The following is a 25,226-nucleotide window of genomic DNA, read 5'->3' on the forward strand; positions in this document are numbered from 1 at the left end:
GGTCTTTAAAAAATTGACATCGTTGACTGGTCGAGCGCAGTCGAGACCTTCATAATAGTCTAAAACATTGAGTTCTCGACTGCGCTCGAACGGACAGAAACTACTTTTTTTAGTCCTATTTCTTAATCAATCCAATATCAACCAAGCGCTGATATAGAAAATCCCCTGCCGTAATATCATCAAAGGCTTTTGGGTGTTTTTCATCTACACATTCGTCAAGACAATCTAATTTCATATCTCCTCTTGGGTGCATAAAGAAAGGAATTGAATATCGGGGATTTCCCCATTCTTCTCTTGGAGGATTTACAACTCTATGAATAGTGGATCGCAACTTATTATTGGTATGTCTTTCAAGCATATCACCAACGTTTATTACCAATTCATCTTCTTCAGGAATGGCATCTATCCATTCGCCGTCTTTCCGAAGTACCTGTAATCCACCAGATGAAGCTCCCATTAATAAGGTAATAAGATTAATATCACCATGAGCTCCTGCTCTCACTGCCCCTTTTGGTTCTGCAGTAATAGGAGGGTAGTGGATGGGTCGCAATATGCTATTTCCATTGGCAGCCCAATGGTCGAAATAATGCTCATCCAATCCAATGTATATCGCTAAGGCTCGAAGTACATAAACGCCTGTCTTTTCAAGCATTCTATAAGCTTCCATTCCGGTTTTATTGAAATCAGGAAGTTCCTTAACAATGACATTATCTGGGTATTCTTCAGGAAGCTTAGCATCTGCCGCCGGCTCTTGTCCGAAATGCCAGAATTCTTTTAGATCACCTTCTTTTTTACCTTTAGCGTGTTCTTTTCCGAAGGAAACATAACCTCTCTGGCCACCTAGACCTTCAATTTCATATTCTTTTTTCTTTTCAACCGATAAAGCAAAAAATGCCTTAATTTCTTTATAAAGATCATCTACTAACCTATCACTAAGAAAATGATTTTTAAGCGATACAAAACCAATGTCTTCATATGCCTGCCCTATCTCATTCACAAACTTTTGCTTTCGTTTAGGGTCATTAGAGAGGAAATCGGCTAGATCTACACTTGGTATATTATTCATAACAATTATATTTATAGTACAAATATACCAAAATAGCTTTTGAAATTCCATTTAAAAAAGGAACAGAAAAACTTTGCGACACTGTGATTTTTTCTACATTTGATACTATCAAACTATGGCAATGAAATCCCAAACGACAAACACAATTTATTTCGATTATAATCGCGCTAAAATCGAAGATGAAACCTTAATCAATCTTTATAAATCCATGCTTAAACCTCGAATGATCGAGGAGAAGATGCTAATCCTTCTGCGGCAAGGAAAAGTCTCGAAATGGTTTAGCGGTATTGGACAGGAGGCTATCTCTGTAGGAGTGACTACTGTATTGGATAAAGACGAGTATATTTTACCAATGCACAGAAATTTGGCAGTATTTACCACACGTGAGATTCCGTTGTACAGACTGTTTTCACAGTGGCAAGGAAAGGCAAATGGTTTTACTAAAGGTAGAGATCGTAGTTTTCACTTCGGAACACAAGAGTTCAATATTATAGGAATGATTTCTCATTTAGGTCCACAATTTGGAGTGGCCGATGGTATTGCTTTGGCAAATAAACTGAGGGATAATAAAAAAGTATGTGCCGTATTTACAGGAGAAGGAGGAACCAGTGAAGGGGATATTCATGAGGCACTAAACGTGGCTTCGGTATGGCAATTACCTGTTTTATTTTGTATTGAAAACAATGGATATGGCCTATCAACACCAACGAACGAGCAATATAACTGCGAAAACTTAGCTGAAAGAGGAAAAGGTTATGGCATGGAATCTCATATTATCGATGGGAATAACATCCTTGAGGTGTATTCAACCTTAAAGAAATTGGTTGAAAGCATGCGGATCGATCCGAGACCTGTTTTATTGGAGTTTAAAACCTTCAGAATGAGAGGACATGAAGAGGCGAGTGGCACTAAATATGTTCCAGATGAATTATTAAATGAATGGGCAGAAAAGGATCCATTGATAAATTTTGAGCAATATCTGCTTGCCGAGGATTTACTTTCCGAAGAAAAAATAGAAGATTTTAAGACTGCAATTAAGGCAGAAATCGATGAAAATCTAGACATTGCTTTTGCCGAAGCCGAAATTACAGCTGATGAAACAATCGAATTAAATGATGTGTTTCAAAATTTTGTATATCAGGAAGTTAAAGCATCCAATAATACAGAAGAGCTACGTTTAATTGACGCGATCTCTTTAGGATTACGTCAATCAATGGAACGCCATGACAATCTCATTATTATGGGACAAGATGTAGCCGAATATGGTGGAGTCTTTAAAATTACAGAAGGATTTGTCGAGGCCTTCGGAAAAGAAAGAGTGCGCAATACCCCAATCTGTGAATCGGCCATTGTTTCGGCTGCCATGGGTTTATCAATCAATGGTTTTAAGTCGGTGGTAGAAATGCAATTTGCAGATTTCGTCACTTCAGGGTTTAATCCAGTTATAAATCATTTAGCTAAATCTCACTATCGTTGGAATGAAAACGCCGATGTTGTGATTCGTATGCCTTGTGGTGCAGGAGTGGGCGCAGGTCCATTTCATAGTCAGACGAACGAGGCCTGGTTTACTCATACCCCAGGATTAAAGGTAGTGTACCCAGCTTTCCCTTATGACGCCAAAGGATTATTAGCGACAGCAATTGAGGACCCGAATCCAGTTCTATTTTTTGAACATAAGGCCCTTTATAGAAGTATTCGTCAGGAAGTGCCAACCGATTACTTTACAATACCATTAGGGAAGGCAGCCTTGTTGAGAGAAGGCACTGATGTTACTATTGTTACTTATGGAGCCGGAGTTCATTGGGCGTTAGAAACCTTGAATGAAGAAACAGGCATAAAAGCAGATCTAATAGATTTAAGAACATTAATGCCGCTAGACACGGAAGCAATTTATGAATCTGTAAAGAAAACGGGGAGGGTGATTATCCTTCAGGAAGATTCTTTATTCGGTGGAATGGCTTCAGATATATCTGCGCTTATTTCTGAAAATTGTTTCGAATTTCTAGATGCACCTATTAAAAGAGTAGCAAGTATGGAAACACCAATTCCTTTTACGAAAAACTTGGAGGATCAATACCTTCCTAAGAATAAATTCAGAAAAGAACTAAAAAAATTATTGGATTATTAAAGATTTAACAATTGCTGTTAAACTTTAGACAAAGATTTTATATGATGTCTGGTAGTGTTGTATATTCGATGTATTACTAATCATTAAAAAACTTCACATGATACGTTGGATTATAATTTTTCTCGTAATTGCAATAATAGCCGCTCTGTTTGGATTCGGTGGAATCGCAGATGGCGCAACTGATATTGCAAGAATTATTTTTTACATTTTTATTGTTTTACTAGTTATTTCATTACTTTCAAGATTGCTTAAAAGATAATTTTAAACAAACACTTAACACTTAAAAAATCAACAACTAATATGAAAAAAATCATCCTATTATCAGTTTTGGTTGCCACATTTATGTCATGTGGCGTACCTAAAACTGTACAAGATTCGAAAAAAGTAATGAAAGGTTACTGGCAACTGGATAATATCTCCTACAGCGAATCTGGAACCTTTGATGTTACAATATTTAATGACACATCAAAAGAGTGCTTTGAAGGAAGTACCTGGCGATTTATCCCGAACAACAACTCAGGTCTTTACACGATAAACAATGGAGCTTGCCCTACAGGGGATAGAAATTTTATCTTTACAATTCAGGAAATTGATCAAGCTTCAGGGCTTTACGATTTCTTGTTAAAACCGACAGATGCAAAGCATAGGTCTGATGATAACAAAGGTATACGTCTAAGATTAGCACAATTAAACGAAAGCGCTATGCGATGGGAACAAACCGTAAATGTGGATGGGTCCCCTTTTAAAATAAGTATGAACTTTTCTAAAATTCAAGAATAATGAAACTAATAGTTAAACAATTATTTTCCGCTGTATTTGCTCTATCAATGATTATTTCATTGGGAAGTTGTGAAGCGACCAAGAATGCAAACAATAAACAAAAAGGAGCCGTAATTGGTGCCACTGGAGGTGCCGTTTTAGGGGCAATTTTAGGAAATAACATTGGAAAAGGTGGAAACGGAGAACTCGGAGCCGTGATTGGTGGAGTTGTTGGTGGAACTGCCGGCGTATTGATTGGAAACAAAATGGACAAGCAAGCGCAAAAAATCGAGGAAGAAATTCCAGGAGCTGAAGTGATACGTGTTGATGATGGAATTGTTATTACTTTCGATGAGAATAGTGGTGTGTTTTTCGACACTGCGAAGTATAATATTAATGCAGCATCTCAAGCGAATCTGGATAAACTAACAGGTATTCTTAAGGAATATCCAGACACCGATGTAGTAGTGGTTGGGCATACAGATAGCGTTGGTTCAGATGAATCGAACATGTTGTTGTCTGAACGTCGTGCCAAATCTGTTACTACTTATTTTACAGCAACGAAAGGCTTAAGCACATCACGTTTTACTACCAATTGGTATGGAGAACAAACTCCTGTAGCTGATAATGCTACTGCCGAGGGAAGAGCAAAGAATCGTAGAGTAAATATCGCAATTGTGCCTAATGAAAAAATGAAGGCAGACGCTAAAAAGGAATCTGGAGGCGGAAACTAAAACATTTTATAAGAACATAAAACCCATCTCATAAATTCTTGAGATGGGTTTTTTTTTAACTTTGTAGAATACTTTAGATTGAAAATTTATAAGTCATATCAAATTGTCATTATAGGAGGTGGATTGGCCGGTCTTTCGGCTGCCTTGCATCTTTCTCAGGCTAATTTAGACATCTTGTTAATTGAAAAACATCCTTATCCAAATCATAAGGTATGTGGAGAGTATGTTTCGAATGAAGTTCTGGAATATCTCGATTTTCTTGGCGTTTCACCGTTTGAAGTAGGTGCCAAAAAAATATCAAATTTTGAGGTCAGTAATACTAATGGATCTCTTATAAAAGCAGAGTTGCCATTAGGCGGTTTTGGAATTAGCAGATATGCGTTAGATAATTTACTCTATGAGGCACTTGATTCGAAGATTGATGTGGTTTTTGATACTGTGAAAAGCGTTACTTTTTCCAATGAACTGTTTACCATTGATACAAAAAACGAGATACAATTCACTTCAACTTATGTGGTTGGTGCCTTCGGAAAGCGTTCCAACATCGATACTTTTTTAGGACGGCAATTTATTCAGAATGCTTCTCCATGGTTGGCCGTGAAGGCTCATTATACATACGATTTTCCTGAAGACACCGTAGCTCTTCACAATTTTGTGGGTGGTTATTGTGGTTTATCTAAAACGGAAACCGACGTGGTCAATGCTTGCTATTTGACAACCTATAAATCTTTTAAACGCTTCGGAAAAATCCCGGAGTTTCAGGAAAATGTATTAGCACAGAATCCTTATCTTAAAGACTTCTTCGAAAATGCAATTCCTGAGTTCGAAAAACCTTTAACTATTAGTCAGATTTCGTTCGAAGTAAAACAACCTGTCGAGGACCATATTTTTATGTTGGGAGACAGTGCCGGCTTGATTCATCCCTTATGCGGCAATGGAATGGCTATGGCAATTCATAGTGCTAAATTATTTTCAGAAGTTTTTCTAGAGGCTTCTGCCAATGGGAATATAGATCGCAAGGAGATGGAGCACAATTATGAAACGCTGTGGAAAAAAACATTTTCAAAGCGTCTCAAATCCGGAAGAAAGATTCAAAGTCTATTGCTACATCCTACAGCAACAAGAGTAGGGTTTTCGATTGCTAAACTGTTTCCAAATATAGTTCCTGCAGTTATAAAAAGAACGCATGGAAGTACAATCTAAGGCAGTTAAATTCTCTTCGGCTCATCGATCAAGAGCCTCCGAAATTATGGATGATTTCGACTTGAAGGGAGATGAAATGAAAGAGCTGCTAACAGATCTTAAACTCGTAAATAAATGGTTGGGAGGCACTAAAGTTACAATAGAAGGCTTGCAGTTTCTGCTTAAGCAGCAACCAAAGCAAAGCACGATTACCATTTTGGATGTTGGTTGTGGTGATGGCGAAATGCTTCGGAATTGTGCCCGTTTCGGAAGAAAGAAGGGATACGACTTTAAACTTATTGGAATCGATGCAAATAACCATATTCTAACTGAGGCAAAAGTGAGGTCTGAAGCATTCGAAAATATTAGTTTTCAGACTTTAGATGTTATGGAGATTGATAAATCAACTATTGAATATGACATTGTGCTCTGCACCTTGTTTTTACATCATTTTCCGAAGGAACAAATAGTGGTTATTTTAAATAAACTTTTGAAAAATGCGAAAGTGGGTTGCGTGATTAACGACTTACATAGAAGCCGATTGGCTTTTGTGCTGTTCAAATTGTTTAGCAAAGTCGTATTAAAAACCAAAATTGCAAGACACGATGGCTTGGTTTCGGTTGCCAGAGGCTTCAAAAGGAACGAATTAAAAGAAATTTCCGAAGAGATAACAAATACTGTTTCGCTTGTAAAATGGAAATTCGCCTTTAGATATATGTGGATACTGAAAAAATAAAGAGGATTGAAAAAAATATTAATTAGTATCTTTTAATAATTAAATAGAATTAATGAGTGTAAAAATAATATCGGTTGCCAAGCAACTTCCATCATATACCCGTGAAACTTCAGAAATAATTCCCTTTGTGAAAGAATGGATGCAAGATCAAGAGCCTCGTTTTAAACGAAAGGTGGTAAAAATCTTTGAAGGGGCTGGGGTTGACAGAAGATACTCTATTATGGACCCGATTGAGGTTTTTACCAACCCAAGTTTTGAAGAAAGAAACGATATCTATAGTAGAGAAGTGCAAAAGTTAGGAAGACAGTGTCTTGAAAAGGCATTAAAAAAAGCCAACTGGAAACCTACAGATGTTGATTTTATAATCACTGTGAGCTGTACAGGAATTATGATTCCTTCGGTGGATGCATATTTAATCAACGACCTTAAAATGAGACAGGATATTATGCGGCTTCCTGTCACTGAAATGGGCTGTGCTGCCGGTGTTTCAGGAATTATTTACGCCAATAATTTTTTAAAGGCGAATCCGGGGAAACGCGCTGCAGTGATTGCAATCGAAGCACCAACGGCAACCTTTCAACTGGAGGATTTCTCCATGGTGAATGTAGTAAGTGCGGCTATTTTTGGCGATGGCGCTTCCTGCGTTCTATTGTCTTCGAACGAAGCGGACTCGGGTGTAAAAGTGTTGGGTGATGATATGTATCACTTTTATGACGCTACAGAAATGATGGGCTTCAAACTGGTTAATACTGGACTACAAATGATATTAGATAAAGAAGTGCCTCAGCAAATTTCAGATCATTTCCCGAAGATTGTCCATCCTTTTCTAAAGAAAAACAACAAAACTATAGACGATATAGATCATCTTATTTTTCATCCTGGCGGCAAAAAGATAGTACAAACAGTAGAAGCACTCTTCGGAAGTCTTGGAAAGAATATTGACAATACAAAAGAAGTGCTTAAATTGTATGGAAATATGAGTAGTGTTACGGTACTCTATGTTTTAGAACAATTTCTGGAACAAAAACCTAAAAAAGGAGAACTAGGCTTGATGCTTAGCTTCGGACCAGGATTTTCAGCACAAACTGTCTTAATTGAATTTTAAAAAGGACCAAATCATTTAATCTCAGTAATCAAATTATAAAATACAAATGCAGGAAGCTTCAGAAAACACTGATCAACAAACCAAAGAAAGCACCGAACATCTAAGTAATCTTTGGGCAATCATTTTGGGTGGTAGTAGTGGTCTGGGTTTAGCAACGGCTCAAAAATTAGCTTCACAAGACATGAATATTTGTATAGTCCATAGAGACAGAAAGTCAAATATGCCCGATCTGGAAAAAAGATTCAATGAAATGCGCAGTAATGGGGTGGAGGTATTAACATTTAATAGTGATGCACTTTCTTCGGAAACTATAGAAATGGTGCTCTCGAAGATCCCAGATAACAAAGTAAAGCTTCTCTTGCACTCAATCGCAAAAGGGAGTGTAAAACCAATGCTTTCTGAAGACAACAACATCTTATCCCGTGAAGATCTGGATATTACCATTCATGCCATGGGAACGAGTTGGTACCAATGGACACAGAAATTAATTCAGCATAAAAAATTCACTGTAAAGGCTCGTAATATGGCTTTTACAAGCGAAGGAAATACCAAAGTCTGGAAAGGTTATGGTGCGGTTTCAGCTGCTAAAGCCAGCCTTGAAGCCTTGATGCGTAATATGGCCGTGGAACTAGCGCCAATTGGAATCACATCAAATTGCATTCAAGCAGGGGCTACAATAACGCCTTCTTTTAATGTTATTCCTGGAAGCGAAAAACTTGCCGAATTCGCACGAAAAAGAAACCCATTTAAACGTTTAACCACTCCCAAGGATGTGGCAAATGTCGTGTATTTAATGTGCAGACCGGAATCCGATTGGATAAACGGCACTGTAATTAAAGTGGACGGTGGAGAAAGCATTCAATAAATGGACAAGTCCCTCAATCACATATTAAAGAAACTTCCATATTCAGAGCCGTTTTTGTTTGCCGATTCTTTAGTTTCTGTAGATGAGAATGGCATTCAGGGGAAGTATACTTTTAAAGCTGATTCCTATTTTTATAAAGGACATTTTGTTGGAAACCCAATCACACCAGGTGTTATTTTAACTGAATGCATGGCGCAGATTGGTTTGGTTTGCCTCGGAATTTATTTATTAGGAGATTCATTACAAGAAGAATTAAAAATTGCATTGAGTAATACGGATATAGATTTTTATCTAGCCGTTCTACCGGGAGAAACAGTTACCGTTATTTCTGAAAAAGAATATTTTAGATTCAACAAACTTAAGTGCAAGGTGAAAATGCTCAATGCCAAAGGAGAAGTTGTATGCAAAGGCTTTATTAGCGGGATGTTAATTGCTTAATATCGTATAGCTTCAATTAAAATTGAAACATAAAAAAGAAATGAAAAAACGAGTTGTCATTACAGGTTTAGGAGTAGTTGCGCCAAATGGTGTTGGCGTTCCTGAATTTCTGGAGGCCATTCGAAAAGGAACTTCGGGTATTACATTTCAACCGAAGCTTGAAGCACTTGGTTTTTCTTGTCAGGTGGGTGGTGTTCCAATCATTTCCGAAGATAAAAAAAGAGAATACTTCACAGAATTACAACTTCGAAATTTTAATAGCAATGGAATCCTTTATGGTGTAATGGCAGGAATGGAAGCATTGGCCGATGCCGGAATTTCAGCTGCGAAGAACGACGAGCAAGCTTTATGGGACTTAGGAATTGTGTTTGGAGTTGCCACAAGTGGTGTTGAAAAATTTAGAGAGTCTATTTATAAACTGGATGATAAAAAAGTAAGGCGATTGGGAAGTACCGCGGTTGTTCAAACTATGGCGAGTGGCGTGAGTGCATATCTCAGCGGAATGATTGGAGCCGGCAATAGCGTTACCACCAATTCTGCTGCATGTGCTACAGGAACAGAAGCAATCTTAATGGGTTATGATCGAATCGTTTCCGGAAAAGCAACTCAGATGCTCTGCGGAAGCACAGGGGAAGACGGTCCTTATATTTGGGGTGGTTTCGACGCCATGAAAGTGATTACCTACAAACACAATGATGAACCAACAAAAGCATCCAGACCTTTGAGTGCCACAGCATCTGGCTTTGTACCTGGAAGCGGGGCAGGAGCCATGATGTTAGAATCACTCGAAAGTGCAGAGAAAAGAGGGGCTACTATTTATGCTGAAGTATTGGGAGGTTCTGTAAATAGCGGCGGACAAAGAAATGATGGCTCTATGACAGCGCCAAATAGCCAAGCCGTTAAAAGATGTATTTCAGAAGCTTTAGCGGAAGCGAAAATTCAAGGTAGCGACGTCGATTATATTAATGGGCATCTCACTGCTACGGTAAAAGATCCGTTGGAAATTGAGAATTGGTGTGAAGCATTGGGGCGCCGTGGAACGAACTTTCCTTTCATCAACTCATTAAAAGCTATGACAGGGCACTGCCTGGCTGGAAGTGGGAGCGTGGAGGCGGTTTCAACGATTCTTCAAATGCGGCATTCTTTTGTTTTTCCCAATGTGAATTGTGAGGATCTTCATCCTGAAATCACGAAATTAATTGATACTGAATGCATTCCGTTGTCGTGCATAAAAGCAGACATCAATATTGCAGTAAAAGCCAGTTTTGGTTTTGGTGATGTCAATGCGTGTGTTATCTTTAAAAAAAATTAACCTCTATGACTTCGGAAGAAATTTTTACTCAATTATCACCAATTATCACCTTGTATTTACCTGAAGATGTTACGAAAGACCAAATAGAATTGCAAAGCGATCTTACGGCCCAATTGAATATTAATTCTGCCCATTTGGTCGATATTGTTCTCGATGTAGAAGATGCATTTGATATTGAATTTGCGAATGAAGACATGGAAAAGATGCGAACTGTCGCAGATGCGATACAAATTATTCAAAAGAAATTAGAAAGCAAATAGAGCAACATCTTATATAAATACCATTCATTCTATGGAATTATTTACAATCGAAAATTTTATTACACTTGGACTTCTAACACTATTACAAGGTGTCCTTGGACTTGACAATCTTCTTTATATTTCCCTCGAATCCAAACGCGCGCCGGCCGATAAACAGAAAATGGTTCGGCAGATTGGTATTGGAGGCGCTATTGTTTTAAGAATTGTGCTACTTTTTGTGTTGCTTCGGCTTATAGACCTTTTTCAGGACCCACTATTTGGTTTGCACGACAACGGGATATTTGAAGGATCTTTCAATTTACATAGTATCATTGTGCTTTTTGGTGGAATGTTCATTATGTGGACAGCCGTAAAGGAAATTATGCATATGATGAAACTTGAAGCCCATGATATGGAAAATGCCAAACCTAAATCGGTTAATATGGTTATTACATCGATTGTTATTATGAACCTGGTGTTTTCATTCGATTCTATATTAGGCGCAATGGCACTTACCGACGTATTTTGGGTAATGGCAACCGCAATTGTTATTGGTGGTTTGCTTATGATTTGGTTGGCCGGGAAGGTCACCGAGTTCTTAAAGAAAAATCGGATGTATGAGGTATTGGGTTTATTTATCCTTTTAATTGTAGGGGTTATGTTGCTTTCTGAAGGCGGGCATTTAGCGCATATGCATCTCTTCGGAAATGCCGTGACTCCAATGAGTAAGACGACTTTCTATTTTGTAATCGCCATTTTGGTAATTGTAGATGTAGTACAGGGTCGTTATCAGAAAAAACTAAGCAAGCATCTTTAATGTTCAATGTAATTCTTCCGAAGCTAACACCAAAAATACTAGCCGTAAAACTTACAGCGATTGGCGAACGCAGTGTAAGGACTAAACATCCATGGATATTTTCCGAGAGTATCGAGAAGATCAATAAAGAAGGAACTTCAGGTGATATTGCAATCATTTTTAGTCATTCCAAAAATAAAGCAATTGGTGTTGGTTTGTACGACCCGGATTCTCCAATTCGGATTAAAATGTTGCATCATGATGGTGGGGCAACTCTGAATTCTGACTTCTTTTTAGAAAAAATACAAGCTGCCTTTGCAGTACGAACCCAATTATTAGAAACGGCTACCAATAGCTACAGACTGTTATTTGGAGAAAATGATGGCTTTCCGGGATTTATTGCAGACGTTTACGCGAACGTATTAGTCGTTAAACTTTATTCAGCAATCTGGTTTCCGTTTTTAGAGATTATACTCGAGCAATTGATAGAAGTAAGCGGTTGCGATTGTGTAGTACTAAGGTTGAATAGAAAGTTACAAGGAGAAGCTAATTCAAATTTAAAGGACGGACAGGTACTTTATGGCTTCCTGGAAAATGAAGTTGTACAATTTGTTGAGCACGGCGTTCATTTTTCTGCCAATGTGATTAAGGGTCACAAAACAGGATATTTTTTAGATCACAGAGCAAATCGGAAGCGAGTGGGAGAGTTATCTAAAGGAAAAACAGTATTAGATGTCTTTTCATACGCAGGAGGATTTTCGGTTCATGCGCTTGCCCAAGGCGCAAAGGAAGTAACAAGTCTTGATATTAGTAAACAAGCTTTGGAAATTGCGCAACTAAATGGAAGATTGAATGACTATTCGGGAGAACATTTTACTGTGGCTGGCGATGCATTTAAAGAAATGGAGGAAATGATCCGGCAAAATCGACACTTCGATATTGTGGTAATCGATCCGCCTAGCTTTGCCAAGAGTGCTTCGGAAGTAGATCTTGCAAAGAAGAAATATGCCCAATTGGCAACTTTAGGCCATAAGCTTACTGCTAAAAATGGAATTCTAGTATTGGCTTCCTGTTCATCTCGCGTAACTGCAGATGAATTTTTCAGAATAAACACCAAGATATTAAGCGATCAGTCCAGATCTTATTCTGAAATCTCAAGAACAGCTCATGATATGGATCATCCGGTTACTTTTAAAGAAGGTTCCTACTTAAAATGCGGTTATTATAAGTTTAGCGATTGAGCTAGAAATTACCGATGCCTCCTTTATTGCACCCATATCATCCAGCTTAGATTTTGTAAAATCGTCTCTAATTGTTTGCAAAACAGGAGTTTCTTTCCTACATTTAGAAAAAATTTAGATCATGAAGTATTTTTATATCGCTATCATAGCATTGTTCTCTTTTTCAGTGACAGCTCAAAACGCTGTAGGAACGACAACTCCCGATGCTGAAACAATCACAAAGAGCTATAAATACAAGCTAATTCTTGATGTAAATCAGGAAGTTGCCTTTAAGCAGAAAGTGGAAACATATCTCACGCAGCGTTCAGCGATAGATAATCAATATTCTGGTGATGAAAGGTTAGACTTTTTACAGGCACTTAGTTTAGAAGAAACTACCGAAATGCAAGGTGTTTTATCTCCTTATCAATTCGAATTATACAAGAAATTAAAACCGGTTATCCAACCTATTTAAAATATAAAAAAAACATTTTTAAAGAAAAAGCTCGATGAATTTCGAGCTTTTTTTATGCATAGAAGTTCTCTTATCGGCATAAAAAATCCCGCCAAAGTAGGCAGGATTTATTCTTTTGTGGTCAATTTATTAACGTGATTGCATTTTGTCTTTTCGTTTCTGAAGCTGTCTTTGTAGATCAGACATAACTGAAGCTATAGAAACTTCGAAAGCTGTAGATGATGATTCTGCAAATAAAGTGGGACCTGGTGTATTAACTCGAACACTACATATTTTCCCAGTATTTTCACCGCTTCTATTTTCTTTTTTGAAGTAAACATCTGAACTTACCATAAAATCAAACTTCTCTTCCAGTTTAGACAGTTTCTCTGCTGCGAGTATCTCTAATCGATTACTTGCACTAACATTGTGATACTCAAAATTTACATTCATATAGATCTCGTTTTAATTGGAACTTAAATATACAAAGGGCAATTGGAGAAGACAAGAATTTAATAGTGTTTTATATTCCAATTCTATGCATCTTTCTAATTACTCTAAAAATACATATTTGAATTAGGCTGGTCATAGTGTCTTACGATAATTAAGTGCTAAATTCCAAGACATTAGTAACTTAAATAATAGTTAAATCTTAAGTATGATAATGATAATTCACATATTCTGTCTTATTTTTAAGGATAAGAATATGCCAATTGGGCACAAACTTTAAAACAAGTATTATGAGCAACCTCACAAAAAAACGGAAACATGCCGATTTTCAGGATTCATATCATCGGTCTTCTAACTTTAATAAAATCACAAAAAAAGAAGGGTTTACATTAAAGGGAAATGGAAAATTGAAGCTAGCCGATAGTGGCAATCTGGAAATGTCAAAAACATACAAAAAGAAGATTTCAAGTGCTATGGATTCAATGCGTCACAGAATGGACATGACATCAACAGGAGACGAAGAAGAATAGTAATAATTATTTTTATAGCTTACTTCTTTTGAATACGTATAAAGCCTTCCGTTAGAAGAATAAAAACCATCAATTTGATGGCTTTTATTTAGGTTTTTTTTAAAATTGACTACGCACGTGGGTTAATGTCCAAACCTGGTTTTGCTTTAGCCAACGAAGACTTTTCTGATTTACCTTCTTTGTCCTTCTGTTTTGATTTCTCCTTGTTTTTTGACTTCTTCTTGTCTTTTGACATTTTATTGGAATTTAGTTATTAGCATACTAAAAATACAATTTTATTTTAGGTATCAAGGAAATATTCGCAAGAATTGACCAAGGTTATATTTGAAATTGAGTAAATTACAGCGGAGCTAACTAACCAAAATGAAACTAAAAACATTTTTTAAACAATGCCATAAGAAGGAAGTGTTTAAAATGTTAACCATTTACGTGGTGTCTTCTTGGCTTATTTTGCAGGTGCTTGCAGTAATTTCCGAGCCGCTGAGTTTACCCTCAAAATCGGTGACTTATGCCATTATAACGCTTCTTGTCGTATTTCCGGTGTACGTCTTTTACATCTGGAAGATTAAAGTTGTACCCACTTATATTGTTCCAGAGGAAACTGATGAAGATGTCGATCAAAAGAAAAAAAAGGAATTTAAAAGGATGTACTTTTCTGTCCTAAGCGTAATTACTGTGATGTGCTTTATTTCTGTTAGCTTGATCGTAAATACTAACTTCAGACAAGCTTCTTCAGTAACTAAGGTCAACCAAAGCGATAAAATTGCGGTACTCAAATTCGGAAATAACACCGGAAATCCAGATTTTGATATAGTAAGTAAGATGGCCTCCGATTGGATAATGCATGGAATTACTCAAAATAATGCCGGACAAGTAATCTCTCAGGATGTGCTCAATGAATACAATGCAGCTCTCAATGTGGATAGTAGCACAGAAGATGTGAATGCATTGGTTAGAAAATATCTCAACCCGAGTAAGATTATTTCCGGAAATTTTTACTTAAAAAATGGTAAACTCCTCTTTCAAAGCATTCTAAAAGACGGTAAAAATGATACATCTCTCATCGCTTTTGAAGCCGACGAATGTTCTACCGATGATGCCTTGGCGTGTATTGACGACCTTAAAGAGTCTATAGTTGGATTTCTAGTCACCGAAGGACGCTCAAAAGAAATGCTGCAGGAAACTCCTCCCAAATACGATGCCTATAAGTATTTATTAGAAGCAAAAACTAGTGCAACTAATGATGAATATCTGACGCTATTAAACAAGGCAATTGCTGCCGATCCAAGCTATTTTGAACCCAAAGTACTGAGGGTTGCTCAATATTATAACATGGGGCGTTATGTTCAGGCAGATTCTCTGTTGAGAGCGATACAACCCGATTCACATAATAATAAAAGGCAACTAAATATTCTTTCAACCTACAGTGCCTTGCTAAAAGGGAATAACAAAAATGTCTACAATTCAATTTTAAAAGAATATACAATAGCCCCTTTCGACCTAAAATCAAATAAAAGTGCAATGGTCATAACTATGCAATTTGTGAATCGTCCCAAGGATGTGGCTTCTATTTTTAATGAAATAAAGATGGACAGTATTGATCTAAGGAATTGTAAGGATTGTGTCGATAGGGTGTATATCAATAGCTTGGCAGATATTGAATTAAAGAAGTATAACGATGTGATTTCGATGCTTGAACCGATTACCTCACCAACAGAAAACACCTTTCTTTTAAAACCGTATTTAATTGCATGTATTCGTGCTGGTCTGAATAGCAAAATAACAACTATGCTTAGTAAGATTGGTTTAATGAGTTCTTCGGAAATGCTAGCAGATATAAATTTGCTCTGCGGGAAAGAATATTTGTTATTAGGAAAAGATGAAGCTGCAAACGACTATTTTAAAAAGGCAGTTGTCGCTGCATCTGAAGCTTCAGATGAAAAAATAAAAGCAGATGCCTTGTTTTACCAACAAGATTTTTCCGAAGCAAAAAATATATATCAGAAACTCCTTGCAGACAACCCAAAGGACGCGGAGACACTTACTCAATTGGCTATTTGCCAATTCAAAATCGGAATGAAAAATCATGAAGAAGGGTATCTCGAAAACATTGAATCTTTAAGAGGACCCTATTCCTATGGACAAATTGATTACGCCCTGGCTTGTTATTTTGTGGTCAAAAACGATGAGGAAAAATTGATTCAGCATTTAATGAAATCGGTGGCTGATGGAAATATTTATACTCCGAGTACTTTCCAAAATGATCCCCGATTTGTGAACTACAAAAATTCTGAAGCATTTATAAGGATATTGAATTTTTGGCATTAAAATATTTCTAACACCATTGAGATGGCGATTAAGACAAACGAAGTTTAATTTATGAATAAACTAAAAAATGCATACGCAATTCTCATCGGAGTAGGTCATGACCTTCCTGAAAGTGTGGTGGATGCAACCGCTATTTATAAGATCCTTAGTGACAAAAAGATTTCAGGATATAAAAAGAAGAACATCACCCTTCTTACCGAAAAAAATGCAATTAGAGGAAATATATTAAAAGCCTTAGACAATCTCATTGAGAATGCCGATGAAGATGCTACTGTTTTTATTTTCTATAGTGGTCATGGGGGCACGTATACCGATAATGATCTTATTGCTAGTAGCGGAAAAGGTACCCCAAAACCGGAAGATGAAAACATTAGACGCTACTTTTTTCAACCCAATGATTGTACAATCGAAAATTTTCAACAGACTTGGGTAAAGGCAGAAGAAGTAAGAGATAAAATACAACAGCTTAGGTCCAAACGCCTCATTTTTTTTATGGATTGTTGCCATGCAGAAGGTATGACAAAGACGACTCCTGGAACAACTTCCAAAAAAGAAGGTGAAGATCCTGTTGGTTTGGCCCAACATGTAGATGAGGGTAGGGGAATATCGATCTTAACATCCTGCCGGGCAGATGAAAAGTCATATATCCTTCCAGATGATAAAAACAGTCTCTTTACAACCTGCCTAATCGAAGCCCTTAAAGGGAAAAATCGTTCCTATTTCGATGAGCCTTATGTGCGTATGACCGATGTGATCAATTATTTAATGAAGCATGTGCCCAATCGTAAGCCCGAACAACGACCTTTTGTTAATATTCAGATGTACGATAATTTCGTTTTAAGTCGGTTGCCTAAAAAAAAGCTTCATAAACTAAAAGCTTCTACTGAAAAGTTAAATAAAAGGGGTAAAGCTGTTAAAAAAGAGCTGGTTACCGTTTTTAGAAAACAAGAGAATAACAATAACGCCTTGCTTTTTGTTCATGGTTTTTCTGGCGAATCTACCAACACCTTCGATTCGATGCAGTCACTAATTCAAGAAGATGACAGTATGAAAGGATGGGATATGTATCCATTAGGCTATACCGGGAGTATTGATCCTAAATTTGGGAAGGGGATTTGGGCATCTGTAGCCGATATTGAAAAGACAGCCGATAACCTGGCTGCTGCAATGACTTATAAATACAGTACATATAAGCGGTTTGCTATAGTTGCACATAGTCTTGGTGGATTGGCCGTACAAACTGCTGTTTTGTCTCTTCCAAAAGAGGTGATTAATAAAATTAGCCATGTCATTCTCTTCGGAACTCCTAGCAATGGTATTCTTAATAAAGGAGTATCTAAAAAAATTGACACTCGCTGGAAAGAGCTTCGAAAATCAAAACCTTTCATAAAAAAACTCAGAATAGACTGGAATAAAGCATTTTCCGAAGCGCTACCCTTTAAAATGAAGGTGGTGTCCGGAACCAACGATAAAGATATATTAGCGGCTACTATTTTTAAACCCTTCAATAAAGAGCAACGAGTTACCGTATCAGGCGATCACTTTGATATGGTACAACCCGATTCGGTAGAAAATGACAGCTACCAATTGGTTATTACGACCTTGAACGACAATGCATTCTATAATAAATATACTAATCAGGAGGAAATCGGTAATTTATTAGGCAAACACAAAGAAGTGATAACCAAACTCTTGCCTGAAAAAAATACGCTCACTGAAAATGGATTAAAACAACTATTATTTGCTTTGGAAGGGATGGATCGAAACGACGAAGTAATGGAACTGTTGCTTCAGCATCCTCTTGCAAAGAACAAAAGTGATCTTCTTGGAATAATGGGAGGCAGGCTTAAACGTAAATTTTTACAGGCATTTCAAGAGTCTGATGGAAGAAAATCAAAAGAATATTACAGCAAAGGTCTTGAAATCGCTATAAAAAAGAACGATCTCGGACAAATTTATTATCTAGCTATCAACCTCGCTTTTTTAAGTTTGGTTTACGAAGGGGATAAGGCCACAATGAAGGAATATGCTTCAATGGCTTTGAAAGCAACAGAAAGTGACGTTTTTAATAGTTTATGGAAAAATGCAACCATCGCAGAGGCAAATATGTATTTAGGAAATTTTGAAAAGGCAAAAAAATACTACGAAATGACAGCTGCATCTGCGGGGGTTCGTGAAAAGATTTCGATACACACAAATGCGTATATGGCATATAGCTCCTTGATGCATACAGAAGATGATGAATTTATTTTATTTCTGAAGACAAAATTTCTATCTTAATAGAATGAAAAGAATTAGTCAAAAATCCAAATTAAATCTGGAATTCCAGAAGGCTGTTAAAAAGCCTATAGAAATAGAATGCTATCAGATGCAGGAAGCCTTTGAAGTAGAGAGCATGGAAGGTTTGGTGAAGGGAAAAAAAGGAGATTGGTTAATGAAGGGAATTAAAGGCGAATTGTATGTCTGTGACAGGGAGATTTTTGAAGCTACTTATAACTTAAAATCCTCATCGTAAAGAACTAACGCAAATAATTTGTAAATTACTACAGAATTCCCCAAGATAAACAACTAACTAATCTAGAGTTTATATGAGTTCGGAGACGATTTTTTTTAGTTATTCCAGAGACGATTCTGAATTTGTTCTCAATCTTGCAAAGAATCTGCGTAAAGCAGGCGCCGGTATATGGCTGGACCAATTAGACATTGAAGCAGGCACACGATGGGACAGTTCGATAGAGCGTGCGCTAAACAAGTCCAACACACTCTTGGTAATCTTAAGTGATACATCAGTGGTCTCTCATAATGTATTGGATGAAGTGTCATTTGCCCTTGAAGAGAATAAAAAGGTAGTTCCTGTACTATTGGAAGAATGTGATATTCCATTCCGACTAAGAAGGCTTCAGTACGCGGATTTTACAAAAGATCATAAAACAGGGATTGCAACTTTAATTAGGGCATTGAATCTGGATGAAAATGTAGCGTTAAAATTAGCAGACGTCGCTATTGATGACCCTTCCGAAGCTAAAAAAGTAAAACAAGAAACAAAAAAAGAGGAGAAGAAAAAACAGGCGCCCAAGATTGAAAAAGTGGAGGAAAAGCAACCTGTACAGCCACCGCAAAACATCCAACAACCACCGAAAACGCATTATAATCCACCGCCACAGAGAAAAAGTAGTAATTCTGTTTCATATCTAATAGGAGGAATAGTTCTTGGAGGCATAGGGCTTTTAGTATTAGTGATTATTGGCGTTGCTTATAATTATGATGACACCAAAGACCTGCCTTATGACCCCGACCCATATAATTATGTGATAGATGATGGTTCCGATCTGGACCCTAGTGGAAGCACAACCCTTTCACAACATGACAAGGATTGGAATACTGCGTTGAACACCAATAGCTTACAAGGGTATATGGATTTCCTCTATATCTATGGAAAAAACACAAGTCATTATAAGGAGGTCTATACAAATATCTACTCGTTTTTACCCAATCAGGCATACGCCATGTATGGACTAAACAACGTGGAACGGTATTATGACAAAGTACTGTATTATCTGCCGGCTACTTTGGAAACTATGCCAATGATAGACGATATTATCTCACCAAGTTTTGCTACTCAATTATCTTCTGATGTCTATTATAATTGGAATGGAGTGAGTATTCAACCCGGACATCGACTGGTAGTTCTAGATGTTTTTGTAGACGATTCTAATGTTGTATGGACAAAGGTGAGGTATTAACACCATTCAATTTCTGTATAGTAATATTTAAAAGCTCAACTAATTAAAACTAAAATAATGTCCAAACCGAAAATTTTTGTCAGCTATTCGAGAGCCGATACGGAATATGTTTCAAAGCTTGTAGTCGATCTTAGAGCTAAAGGCTTCGACGTTTGGTTCGACAAGAATATTGTTGGCGGAAATGAATGGGACAATACGCTTGAAGCGGAAATTCAAAAGTCAGATGTTATGGTCCTTATTCTTTCGGCTGCTTCGGTGGCATCCGAAAACGTCAAGGATGAGATGTCTTATGCGATGAGTTTAGACAAAAGTGTAAATCCCATTAAAATAGAAGAATGTACAATTCCCATGCGACTGGCTCGTAAACAGTATACCGATTTCACTGTAATGGGCTATGAACAGGGAATAACGCGTCTTGTAAATGACATTCGCCATAACTTAAATATGGATCCGGGACCGTCTTCTCCTATTAAGCCGGTAAAAACTGTACAATCAAAAGTGCCTCAGTCCTCCAAAGCTGCCAAATCGAGTAAAATGCCAATTTATATTGTCGGAGCTGTTGTTGTTATCGCCTTACTTCTTTATATTACAGGTGTTTTTGGTGGGGATGTTGATGGCGATCTTAACGACAGCCAGTTTGCGACAGAAAATTCTAATGCCAATTTTGAAAGTTGGGATGACGCAGTTAAATCAAGATCTATTGAAGGTTATGTAGATTATATTAAACAGCACGGATTAGACGACGTTCATTATGAAGATGCGCAGGACGCCATTAATAGTATTATGGGGAAAGAGGGCATAATTACGTATAAAGATCCTAATAATAAGGTTTACCTCAGTAAGGTGCTCTATTCCACTAACCAAAGTGAACTGGAATTTGGTAATGATGACGGTTTAGCTCCAAATGGAGATGATATTTTAATCGTCAATGAGGATCTGGAGGTCTTCGGAAAGGATTCCGGACAGTTAATACCAGGAGAAATACTGTATAGTGACCAGATGGTTCGAGTAATAGAAGTAACCAAAACAGAGGATAATTATATTTTTATCTACGTTGCTTATTCGAAATAAGATTATTAATAATTGCTTTTTCTTCGGAAGGATTTATGTTCTTTAAATGCTTCGGAAAAGCTTGTATCTTATCTGAAACATTGTCGTGCTAGTAAATTTTAGCGAACCAATATTCTGAAGAGATTCATTCGTTTCAAAATAAAAAAACAATTTAATATGAAGGGGCAACGAGGCGTCAATACCAAAGAAAAGTGATGTGACTACACCCATGTAAACTATAAAAAATCAAGGTGTTATACTAAATCGTTTCAATAATAAGCCACAGAAAAAGAAACTAACTAATTTTATAAAAAATGTCCAAACCAAAAATATTTGTAAGCTATTCAAGGGCAGATACAGATTATGTTTCCAGACTAGTAGAAGATTTAAGAACCAATGGATTTGATGTTTGGTTCGATGCCAATATTCGTACCGGAAATGAATGGGACAATACACTTGAAGCTGAAATTAAAAAGGCCGATGTCATGGTTCTTATTCTTTCAGCTACTTCGGTGGACTCAGAAAACGTAAAGGATGAAATGTCCTATGCTATGAACCTTGATAAATTTGTGAATCCCATTAAAATAGAAGAATGTGATATCCCCATGAGATTGGCAAGACGGCAATACGTCGACTTTAATACTATGGGATATGCAGATGGATTGGACCGACTTATTGTAGATATTAACTATCAGGTGAAAGGAAAGGAGCATTCAAAATCTAATCCGGCGGTTGGGGAGGTAAAAAATGATCCGGTCAAGAAAGAAACTAAAGCACCGGTAGCTGCTCCATCAAAGTTAGCTTCTGAAAGCAAAGTAAGTCCGGCCGGAACTACTAGTTCGTCGACTGCTTCCAAAACCCTCCCACAGAAGAAAAACAGTCTGCTTTATTATATCGCCGGCGGAATTGCATTAGTGTTAGTAGGTGTTTTTGTTGTTCCGAAGTTATTGCCCGACAATGATAAAAATGCCTTCGATATCGCCATGTCTCAAGATACCAAAGGAGCTTACGAAACGTATTTAAGCACCTATGCTCAAGGAAAATTCGCCTTGCAAGCTCGGGATAGTGTAGATAGTAAGGTAAATAAAGTACGCGCTGCCGAATCGATTCGATTGATTCAAGAAGAAGAAACACAATGGGTCAAGACAACGCAAGAAGGAGATAAAATAGCTTATGAGATCTATATTCGGGATTATCGGGAGGGACGTTATGTGAATCAGGCTTTAGACAGCATTCAGAAACTGGAAAAAGATGCTGCAAATATTGCCAAAGACAATGCTAATTGGGCGATTGTTAAGAATAAAAATAATGTATCAGATTACCTCGCATATTATATGGATCCCAATGTGATAGGACTTCATAAAGACGACGCCAAAGCAAAAGTTGCCGAGATAGGAAATACAGGATATTTGTACTATGGACGTAGAAATGGAGATAAAGCTTCAAATGATAGAATGTTTAACGTGATTTGCTGCGGTGGTTCTGAAGTAATGGATGACAAAATTCCTGCGACTGGTGATATTTTAATGACCTTGGAGAGTCGCTATACCTATAGAGATATAAAAACGAGAACTAAAACAGGAAAACTAGTGGAGAAGGGAAAAAGAGCATTTGTTACAGGTGTAAAAGCATCGGCAGATAATTCCATAATAGTGAAGGTACTTTACTGATTTAGCTTCGGAAGGATATATGTTTTTTTTGTACTTCGGAAGGATACGTATATCTTCTGAAGCATACTCGTGAATTTAAAATTCGGTAAATCAGTATACTGAGTACATTTTTTGCTTCAGAATTGAAAATAAATCTAATTCAATTTGTATCTTTAAGTTGGAGATATAGCTCCATCGGGAATGTTTGTGGTCCCAAACAATCCATTCCGAAGAATCATAAAAACTGAATACCAACGCTCCGTTCTAAGGAGTAGCGATGGATTCCGGAATGTTAACTAAAAACCATAGCATTATGAAGATCTATGACGACAAACACATTAAAAATGTAGATTTTGTAGGAGCACATGGCAGTGGGAAAACCACACTGGCAGAAACTATGCTCTTTGAAGCCGGACTAATCAATAGACGCGGGACTGTAGAACAGAAAAATACCGTTTCCGATCATCATGAAATAGAGCAGGAGCGAGGCACTTCGGTGTTCGCTACCCCTTTACATACCGAATGGCGCAATTATAAGATCAATATAATAGACACCCCGGGACTGGACGATTTTATAGGAGAGATTATTTCCTCAATTCGAGTAGCAGACTCTGTAGTGACCGTTCTCAATGGACAGTACGGCGTAGAAATCGGCACCGAAATTATTTGGGATTATATCGATAAATATAGAAAACCGACGCTTTTTGTAATTAATCAGATCGATCATATCAATCTAAATTTTGAAAAAAGTTACAACAGTATTAAAAACCTGGTTGGTAATAACGCTGTAATGATCCAATATCCGTTAAAGGTAGATGGTGCACAATGTATTGTGGATGTTTTGAAAATGAAAATGTACAAATTCGGTCCGGAAGGTGGAAAGCCCGAAAAGTTAGCGATACCAAAGGACCAGGAGGAACGAGCAAATGCATTACATAATGAGTTAGTTGAAAAAGCGGCCGAAAATGACGAGGCTTTACTTGAGTTATTTTTTGACAAAGGCAGCTTAAACGAAGACGAGATGCGACAAGGAATCCGGGCAGGGATGTTAAATCACGAATTGTTCCCTGTATTTTGTGTATCGGCATTAAACGATATGGGCTCAGGAAGGTTAATGGGTTTCATTGATAATGTGGTTCCTGCCGCCGCAGATCTAAAAGAAGAGCAGAGTGTAGAAGGAGATACTATTTCCAGAACCAAAGACGCCCCAACGGCGCTTTTTGTATTTAAGACCGTTTATCAACCCAATTTAGGACAGATTTCGTTTTTTAAAGTGAAATCTGGAGAGCTTAAAGTAAATGATAAACTAGAGAATTCCAGAAACGATAAGGTGGAAACTTTGAATCAGCTTTTTATCATGGATGGGAAGAACCGTGAACCTGTGAACAAGCTAACGGTAGGTGATATAGGAGCAACTCTAAAACTGAAATACACCGAAACCAATGATACCTTACATGCCATTGGGCATCCTATTACCATAAAACCCATACAATATCCACAGCCAAGGGTTCGAAGATCTATTGTTGCCGTGAACAAGAAAGATGAGGAAAAACTAAATGACGCACTAAAAAAGATCCAGAGTCAGGATCCAAGTGTGGTCGTAAATTACGCCAAGGAACTTAGACAAATGATTATTGGTTGTCAGGGGGAACTACATTTAGCTACTATCGATTGGACTTTAAAAAACATCTACGGAGTAGAAGCTGAATTTGTTAGACCGAAGATCGCCTACAGAGAAACGATTCAACGATCTACTTCTGCAAGTTATAAACACAAAAAACAATCGGGTGGATCGGGGCAATTTGGTGAAGTACATATGAAAATAGAGCCCTGGAACGAAGGAATGTCGGAGCCTGAAGGTTTTAATGTTCGCGGAAAAGAAGAAGTTGATCTTCCTTGGGGAGGTAAGCTTATATTCTACAACTGTATTGTTGGAGGTGTAATCGACCTACGCTATTTACCGTCTATTATGAAAGGTATTTTGGAAGTAATGGAAGAGGGGCCACTCACCAAATCCTATGTGCGTGATATTCGTGTGATGGTATACGATGGGAAAATGCATTCGGTAGATTCGAATGATATTTCCTTCAAGATAGCAGGAGCACACGCCTTTAAAGAAGCCTTTTTAAACTCTCAACCTAAATTACTGGAACCGGTGTTGGAATTAGTAGTAAAAGTGCCGGAGGAGATGGTAGGTAGTGTGATGACCGATCTTCAATCACGCCGTTCGATGATTAAGGGAATTGAAAGTCACGATCAGTATCAGATATTGAAGTGTTATACTCCTCAGGCAGAGTTATACCAATTTTCGAACGATCTAAGGTCACTAACGCAAGGACGTGCCTCATTTAGCTCGGAGTTCTCATCGTTTGAACCTGTGCCTTCTAATGTGCAGGAAAGGGTGATTAAAGAGAATCTCGCCTGATAAAGACACAAAACCGC

25 protein-coding genes are annotated in these 25,226 nt (G+C 37.4%); 22 read left to right on the forward strand and 3 right to left on the reverse strand.

All coding sequences use genetic code 11. The features are described 5' to 3' along the window. Positions 1 to 115: 115 nt before the first annotated feature. Complete coding sequence (locus tag BXY75_RS05530) at positions 116 to 1,066, reverse strand: isopenicillin N synthase family dioxygenase (RefSeq protein WP_121906725.1); 951 nt, start codon at positions 1,064 to 1,066, stop codon at positions 116 to 118. A gap of 121 nt (positions 1,067 to 1,187) precedes the next feature. Here BXY75_RS05530 and BXY75_RS05535 point away from each other — a divergent pair, with 121 nt between their 5' ends. The 14 genes from BXY75_RS05535 to BXY75_RS05600 all read left to right on the forward strand — a co-directional run bounded on the left by BXY75_RS05535 (position 1,188) and on the right by BXY75_RS05600 (position 13,055). Beyond that, positions 1,188 to 3,194 (forward strand): alpha-ketoacid dehydrogenase subunit alpha/beta, encoded by a 2,007-nt coding sequence (locus BXY75_RS05535; RefSeq protein WP_121907362.1) that lies wholly within the window; start codon positions 1,188 to 1,190, stop codon positions 3,192 to 3,194. A gap of 97 nt (positions 3,195 to 3,291) precedes the next feature. Then, complete coding sequence (locus BXY75_RS05540) at positions 3,292 to 3,453, forward strand: DUF1328 domain-containing protein (protein ID WP_121906726.1); 162 nt, start codon at positions 3,292 to 3,294, stop codon at positions 3,451 to 3,453. A 41-nt stretch (positions 3,454 to 3,494) separates the two neighbouring features. Further along, positions 3,495 to 3,974 (forward strand): lipocalin family protein, encoded by a 480-nt coding sequence (locus BXY75_RS05545; protein WP_121906727.1) that lies wholly within the window; start codon positions 3,495 to 3,497, stop codon positions 3,972 to 3,974. Beyond that, on the forward strand, positions 3,974 to 4,687 hold the full coding sequence (locus BXY75_RS05550; RefSeq protein ID WP_121906728.1) for an OmpA family protein: 714 nt from the start codon (positions 3,974 to 3,976) through the stop codon (positions 4,685 to 4,687). Before BXY75_RS05545 ends, BXY75_RS05550 begins: the two co-directional genes overlap by 1 nt. A 78-nt stretch (positions 4,688 to 4,765) precedes the next feature. Further along, complete coding sequence (locus BXY75_RS05555) at positions 4,766 to 5,890, forward strand: NAD(P)/FAD-dependent oxidoreductase (RefSeq protein ID WP_121906729.1); 1,125 nt, start codon at positions 4,766 to 4,768, stop codon at positions 5,888 to 5,890. Next, complete coding sequence (locus BXY75_RS05560) at positions 5,874 to 6,605, forward strand: methyltransferase domain-containing protein (RefSeq protein ID WP_121906730.1); 732 nt, start codon at positions 5,874 to 5,876, stop codon at positions 6,603 to 6,605. The genes BXY75_RS05555 and BXY75_RS05560 overlap by 17 nt, the downstream gene beginning before the upstream one ends. 52 nt (positions 6,606 to 6,657) lie before the next feature. After that, positions 6,658 to 7,710, forward strand: coding sequence for a type III polyketide synthase (locus BXY75_RS05565; protein WP_121906731.1), 1,053 nt, complete (start codon positions 6,658 to 6,660; stop codon positions 7,708 to 7,710). Between the two features lie 46 nt (positions 7,711 to 7,756). Beyond that, the gene (locus tag BXY75_RS05570; protein WP_121906732.1) at positions 7,757 to 8,575 is read left to right on the forward strand and encodes an SDR family NAD(P)-dependent oxidoreductase; all 819 of its coding nucleotides are present in this window, start codon (positions 7,757 to 7,759) and stop codon (positions 8,573 to 8,575) included. Continuing rightward, positions 8,576 to 9,013: a 3-hydroxyacyl-ACP dehydratase FabZ family protein gene (locus tag BXY75_RS05575; RefSeq protein ID WP_121906733.1), complete on the forward strand. Its 438-nt coding sequence runs from the start codon at positions 8,576 to 8,578 to the stop codon at positions 9,011 to 9,013. 40 nt (positions 9,014 to 9,053) lie between these two features. Beyond that, on the forward strand, positions 9,054 to 10,325 hold the full coding sequence (locus tag BXY75_RS05580; RefSeq protein ID WP_121907363.1) for a beta-ketoacyl-[acyl-carrier-protein] synthase family protein: 1,272 nt from the start codon (positions 9,054 to 9,056) through the stop codon (positions 10,323 to 10,325). Positions 10,326 to 10,330: 5 nt separating this feature from the next. Further along, the gene (locus BXY75_RS05585; protein WP_121906734.1) at positions 10,331 to 10,585 is read left to right on the forward strand and encodes an acyl carrier protein; all 255 of its coding nucleotides are present in this window, start codon (positions 10,331 to 10,333) and stop codon (positions 10,583 to 10,585) included. Between the two features lie 31 nt (positions 10,586 to 10,616). Further along, positions 10,617 to 11,381, forward strand: a complete 765-nt coding sequence (locus BXY75_RS05590; RefSeq protein WP_121906735.1) for a TerC family protein — start codon at positions 10,617 to 10,619, stop codon at positions 11,379 to 11,381. Beyond that, the gene (locus BXY75_RS05595) at positions 11,381 to 12,601 is read left to right on the forward strand and encodes a class I SAM-dependent rRNA methyltransferase (RefSeq protein ID WP_121906736.1); all 1,221 of its coding nucleotides are present in this window, start codon (positions 11,381 to 11,383) and stop codon (positions 12,599 to 12,601) included. The genes BXY75_RS05590 and BXY75_RS05595 overlap by 1 nt, the downstream gene beginning before the upstream one ends. Before the next feature lie 121 nt (positions 12,602 to 12,722). Next, the gene (locus tag BXY75_RS05600) at positions 12,723 to 13,055 is read left to right on the forward strand and encodes a hypothetical protein (protein ID WP_121906737.1); all 333 of its coding nucleotides are present in this window, start codon (positions 12,723 to 12,725) and stop codon (positions 13,053 to 13,055) included. A gap of 129 nt (positions 13,056 to 13,184) precedes the next feature. Here the strand turns inward: BXY75_RS05600 and hpf are convergent, their stop codons facing one another. Further along, positions 13,185 to 13,487, reverse strand: a complete 303-nt coding sequence (gene hpf, locus BXY75_RS05605) for a ribosome hibernation-promoting factor, HPF/YfiA family (protein WP_121906738.1) — start codon at positions 13,485 to 13,487, stop codon at positions 13,185 to 13,187. A 287-nt stretch (positions 13,488 to 13,774) separates the two neighbouring features. On the opposite strand from hpf, the gene BXY75_RS05610 reads away from it, so the two are divergent. Beyond that, positions 13,775 to 14,014, forward strand: coding sequence for a hypothetical protein (locus BXY75_RS05610; RefSeq protein WP_121906739.1), 240 nt, complete (start codon positions 13,775 to 13,777; stop codon positions 14,012 to 14,014). Positions 14,015 to 14,123: 109 nt separating this feature from the next. On the opposite strand, the gene BXY75_RS17310 is transcribed toward BXY75_RS05610, so the two are convergent. Then, positions 14,124 to 14,249: a hypothetical protein gene (locus tag BXY75_RS17310; protein ID WP_262697275.1), complete on the reverse strand. Its 126-nt coding sequence runs from the start codon at positions 14,247 to 14,249 to the stop codon at positions 14,124 to 14,126. Between the two features lie 128 nt (positions 14,250 to 14,377). Here BXY75_RS17310 and BXY75_RS05615 point away from each other — a divergent pair, with 128 nt between their 5' ends. From BXY75_RS05615 to BXY75_RS05645, 7 genes are all read left to right on the forward strand, one after another. Beyond that, entirely contained in the window at positions 14,378 to 16,342 is a 1,965-nt protein-coding gene (locus tag BXY75_RS05615; protein WP_121906740.1) for a tetratricopeptide repeat protein, read from the forward strand. Positions 16,343 to 16,393: 51 nt separating this feature from the next. Next, the gene (locus tag BXY75_RS05620; protein ID WP_121906741.1) at positions 16,394 to 18,622 is read left to right on the forward strand and encodes a caspase family protein; all 2,229 of its coding nucleotides are present in this window, start codon (positions 16,394 to 16,396) and stop codon (positions 18,620 to 18,622) included. 4 nt (positions 18,623 to 18,626) lie between these two features. Beyond that, positions 18,627 to 18,857, forward strand: coding sequence for a PGDYG domain-containing protein (locus BXY75_RS05625; RefSeq protein WP_121906742.1), 231 nt, complete (start codon positions 18,627 to 18,629; stop codon positions 18,855 to 18,857). 73 nt (positions 18,858 to 18,930) lie between these two features. Beyond that, positions 18,931 to 20,085 (forward strand): toll/interleukin-1 receptor domain-containing protein, encoded by a 1,155-nt coding sequence (locus tag BXY75_RS05630; protein WP_121906743.1) that lies wholly within the window; start codon positions 18,931 to 18,933, stop codon positions 20,083 to 20,085. Positions 20,086 to 20,142: 57 nt separating this feature from the next. Next, positions 20,143 to 21,156: a toll/interleukin-1 receptor domain-containing protein gene (locus BXY75_RS05635; protein ID WP_121906744.1), complete on the forward strand. Its 1,014-nt coding sequence runs from the start codon at positions 20,143 to 20,145 to the stop codon at positions 21,154 to 21,156. Positions 21,157 to 21,449: 293 nt separating this feature from the next. Beyond that, positions 21,450 to 22,805 (forward strand): toll/interleukin-1 receptor domain-containing protein, encoded by a 1,356-nt coding sequence (locus BXY75_RS05640; protein ID WP_121906745.1) that lies wholly within the window; start codon positions 21,450 to 21,452, stop codon positions 22,803 to 22,805. Between the two features lie 292 nt (positions 22,806 to 23,097). After that, a complete protein-coding gene (locus BXY75_RS05645; RefSeq protein ID WP_121907364.1) occupies positions 23,098 to 25,209 on the forward strand; it encodes an elongation factor G in 2,112 nt (703 codons plus the stop codon). The last annotated feature ends 17 nt before the right edge of the window (positions 25,210 to 25,226 follow it).

The sequence above is a fragment of the Ulvibacter antarcticus genome (assembly GCF_003688405.1).
Classification (GTDB): Bacteria; Bacteroidota; Bacteroidia; order Flavobacteriales; family Flavobacteriaceae; genus Ulvibacter; species Ulvibacter antarcticus.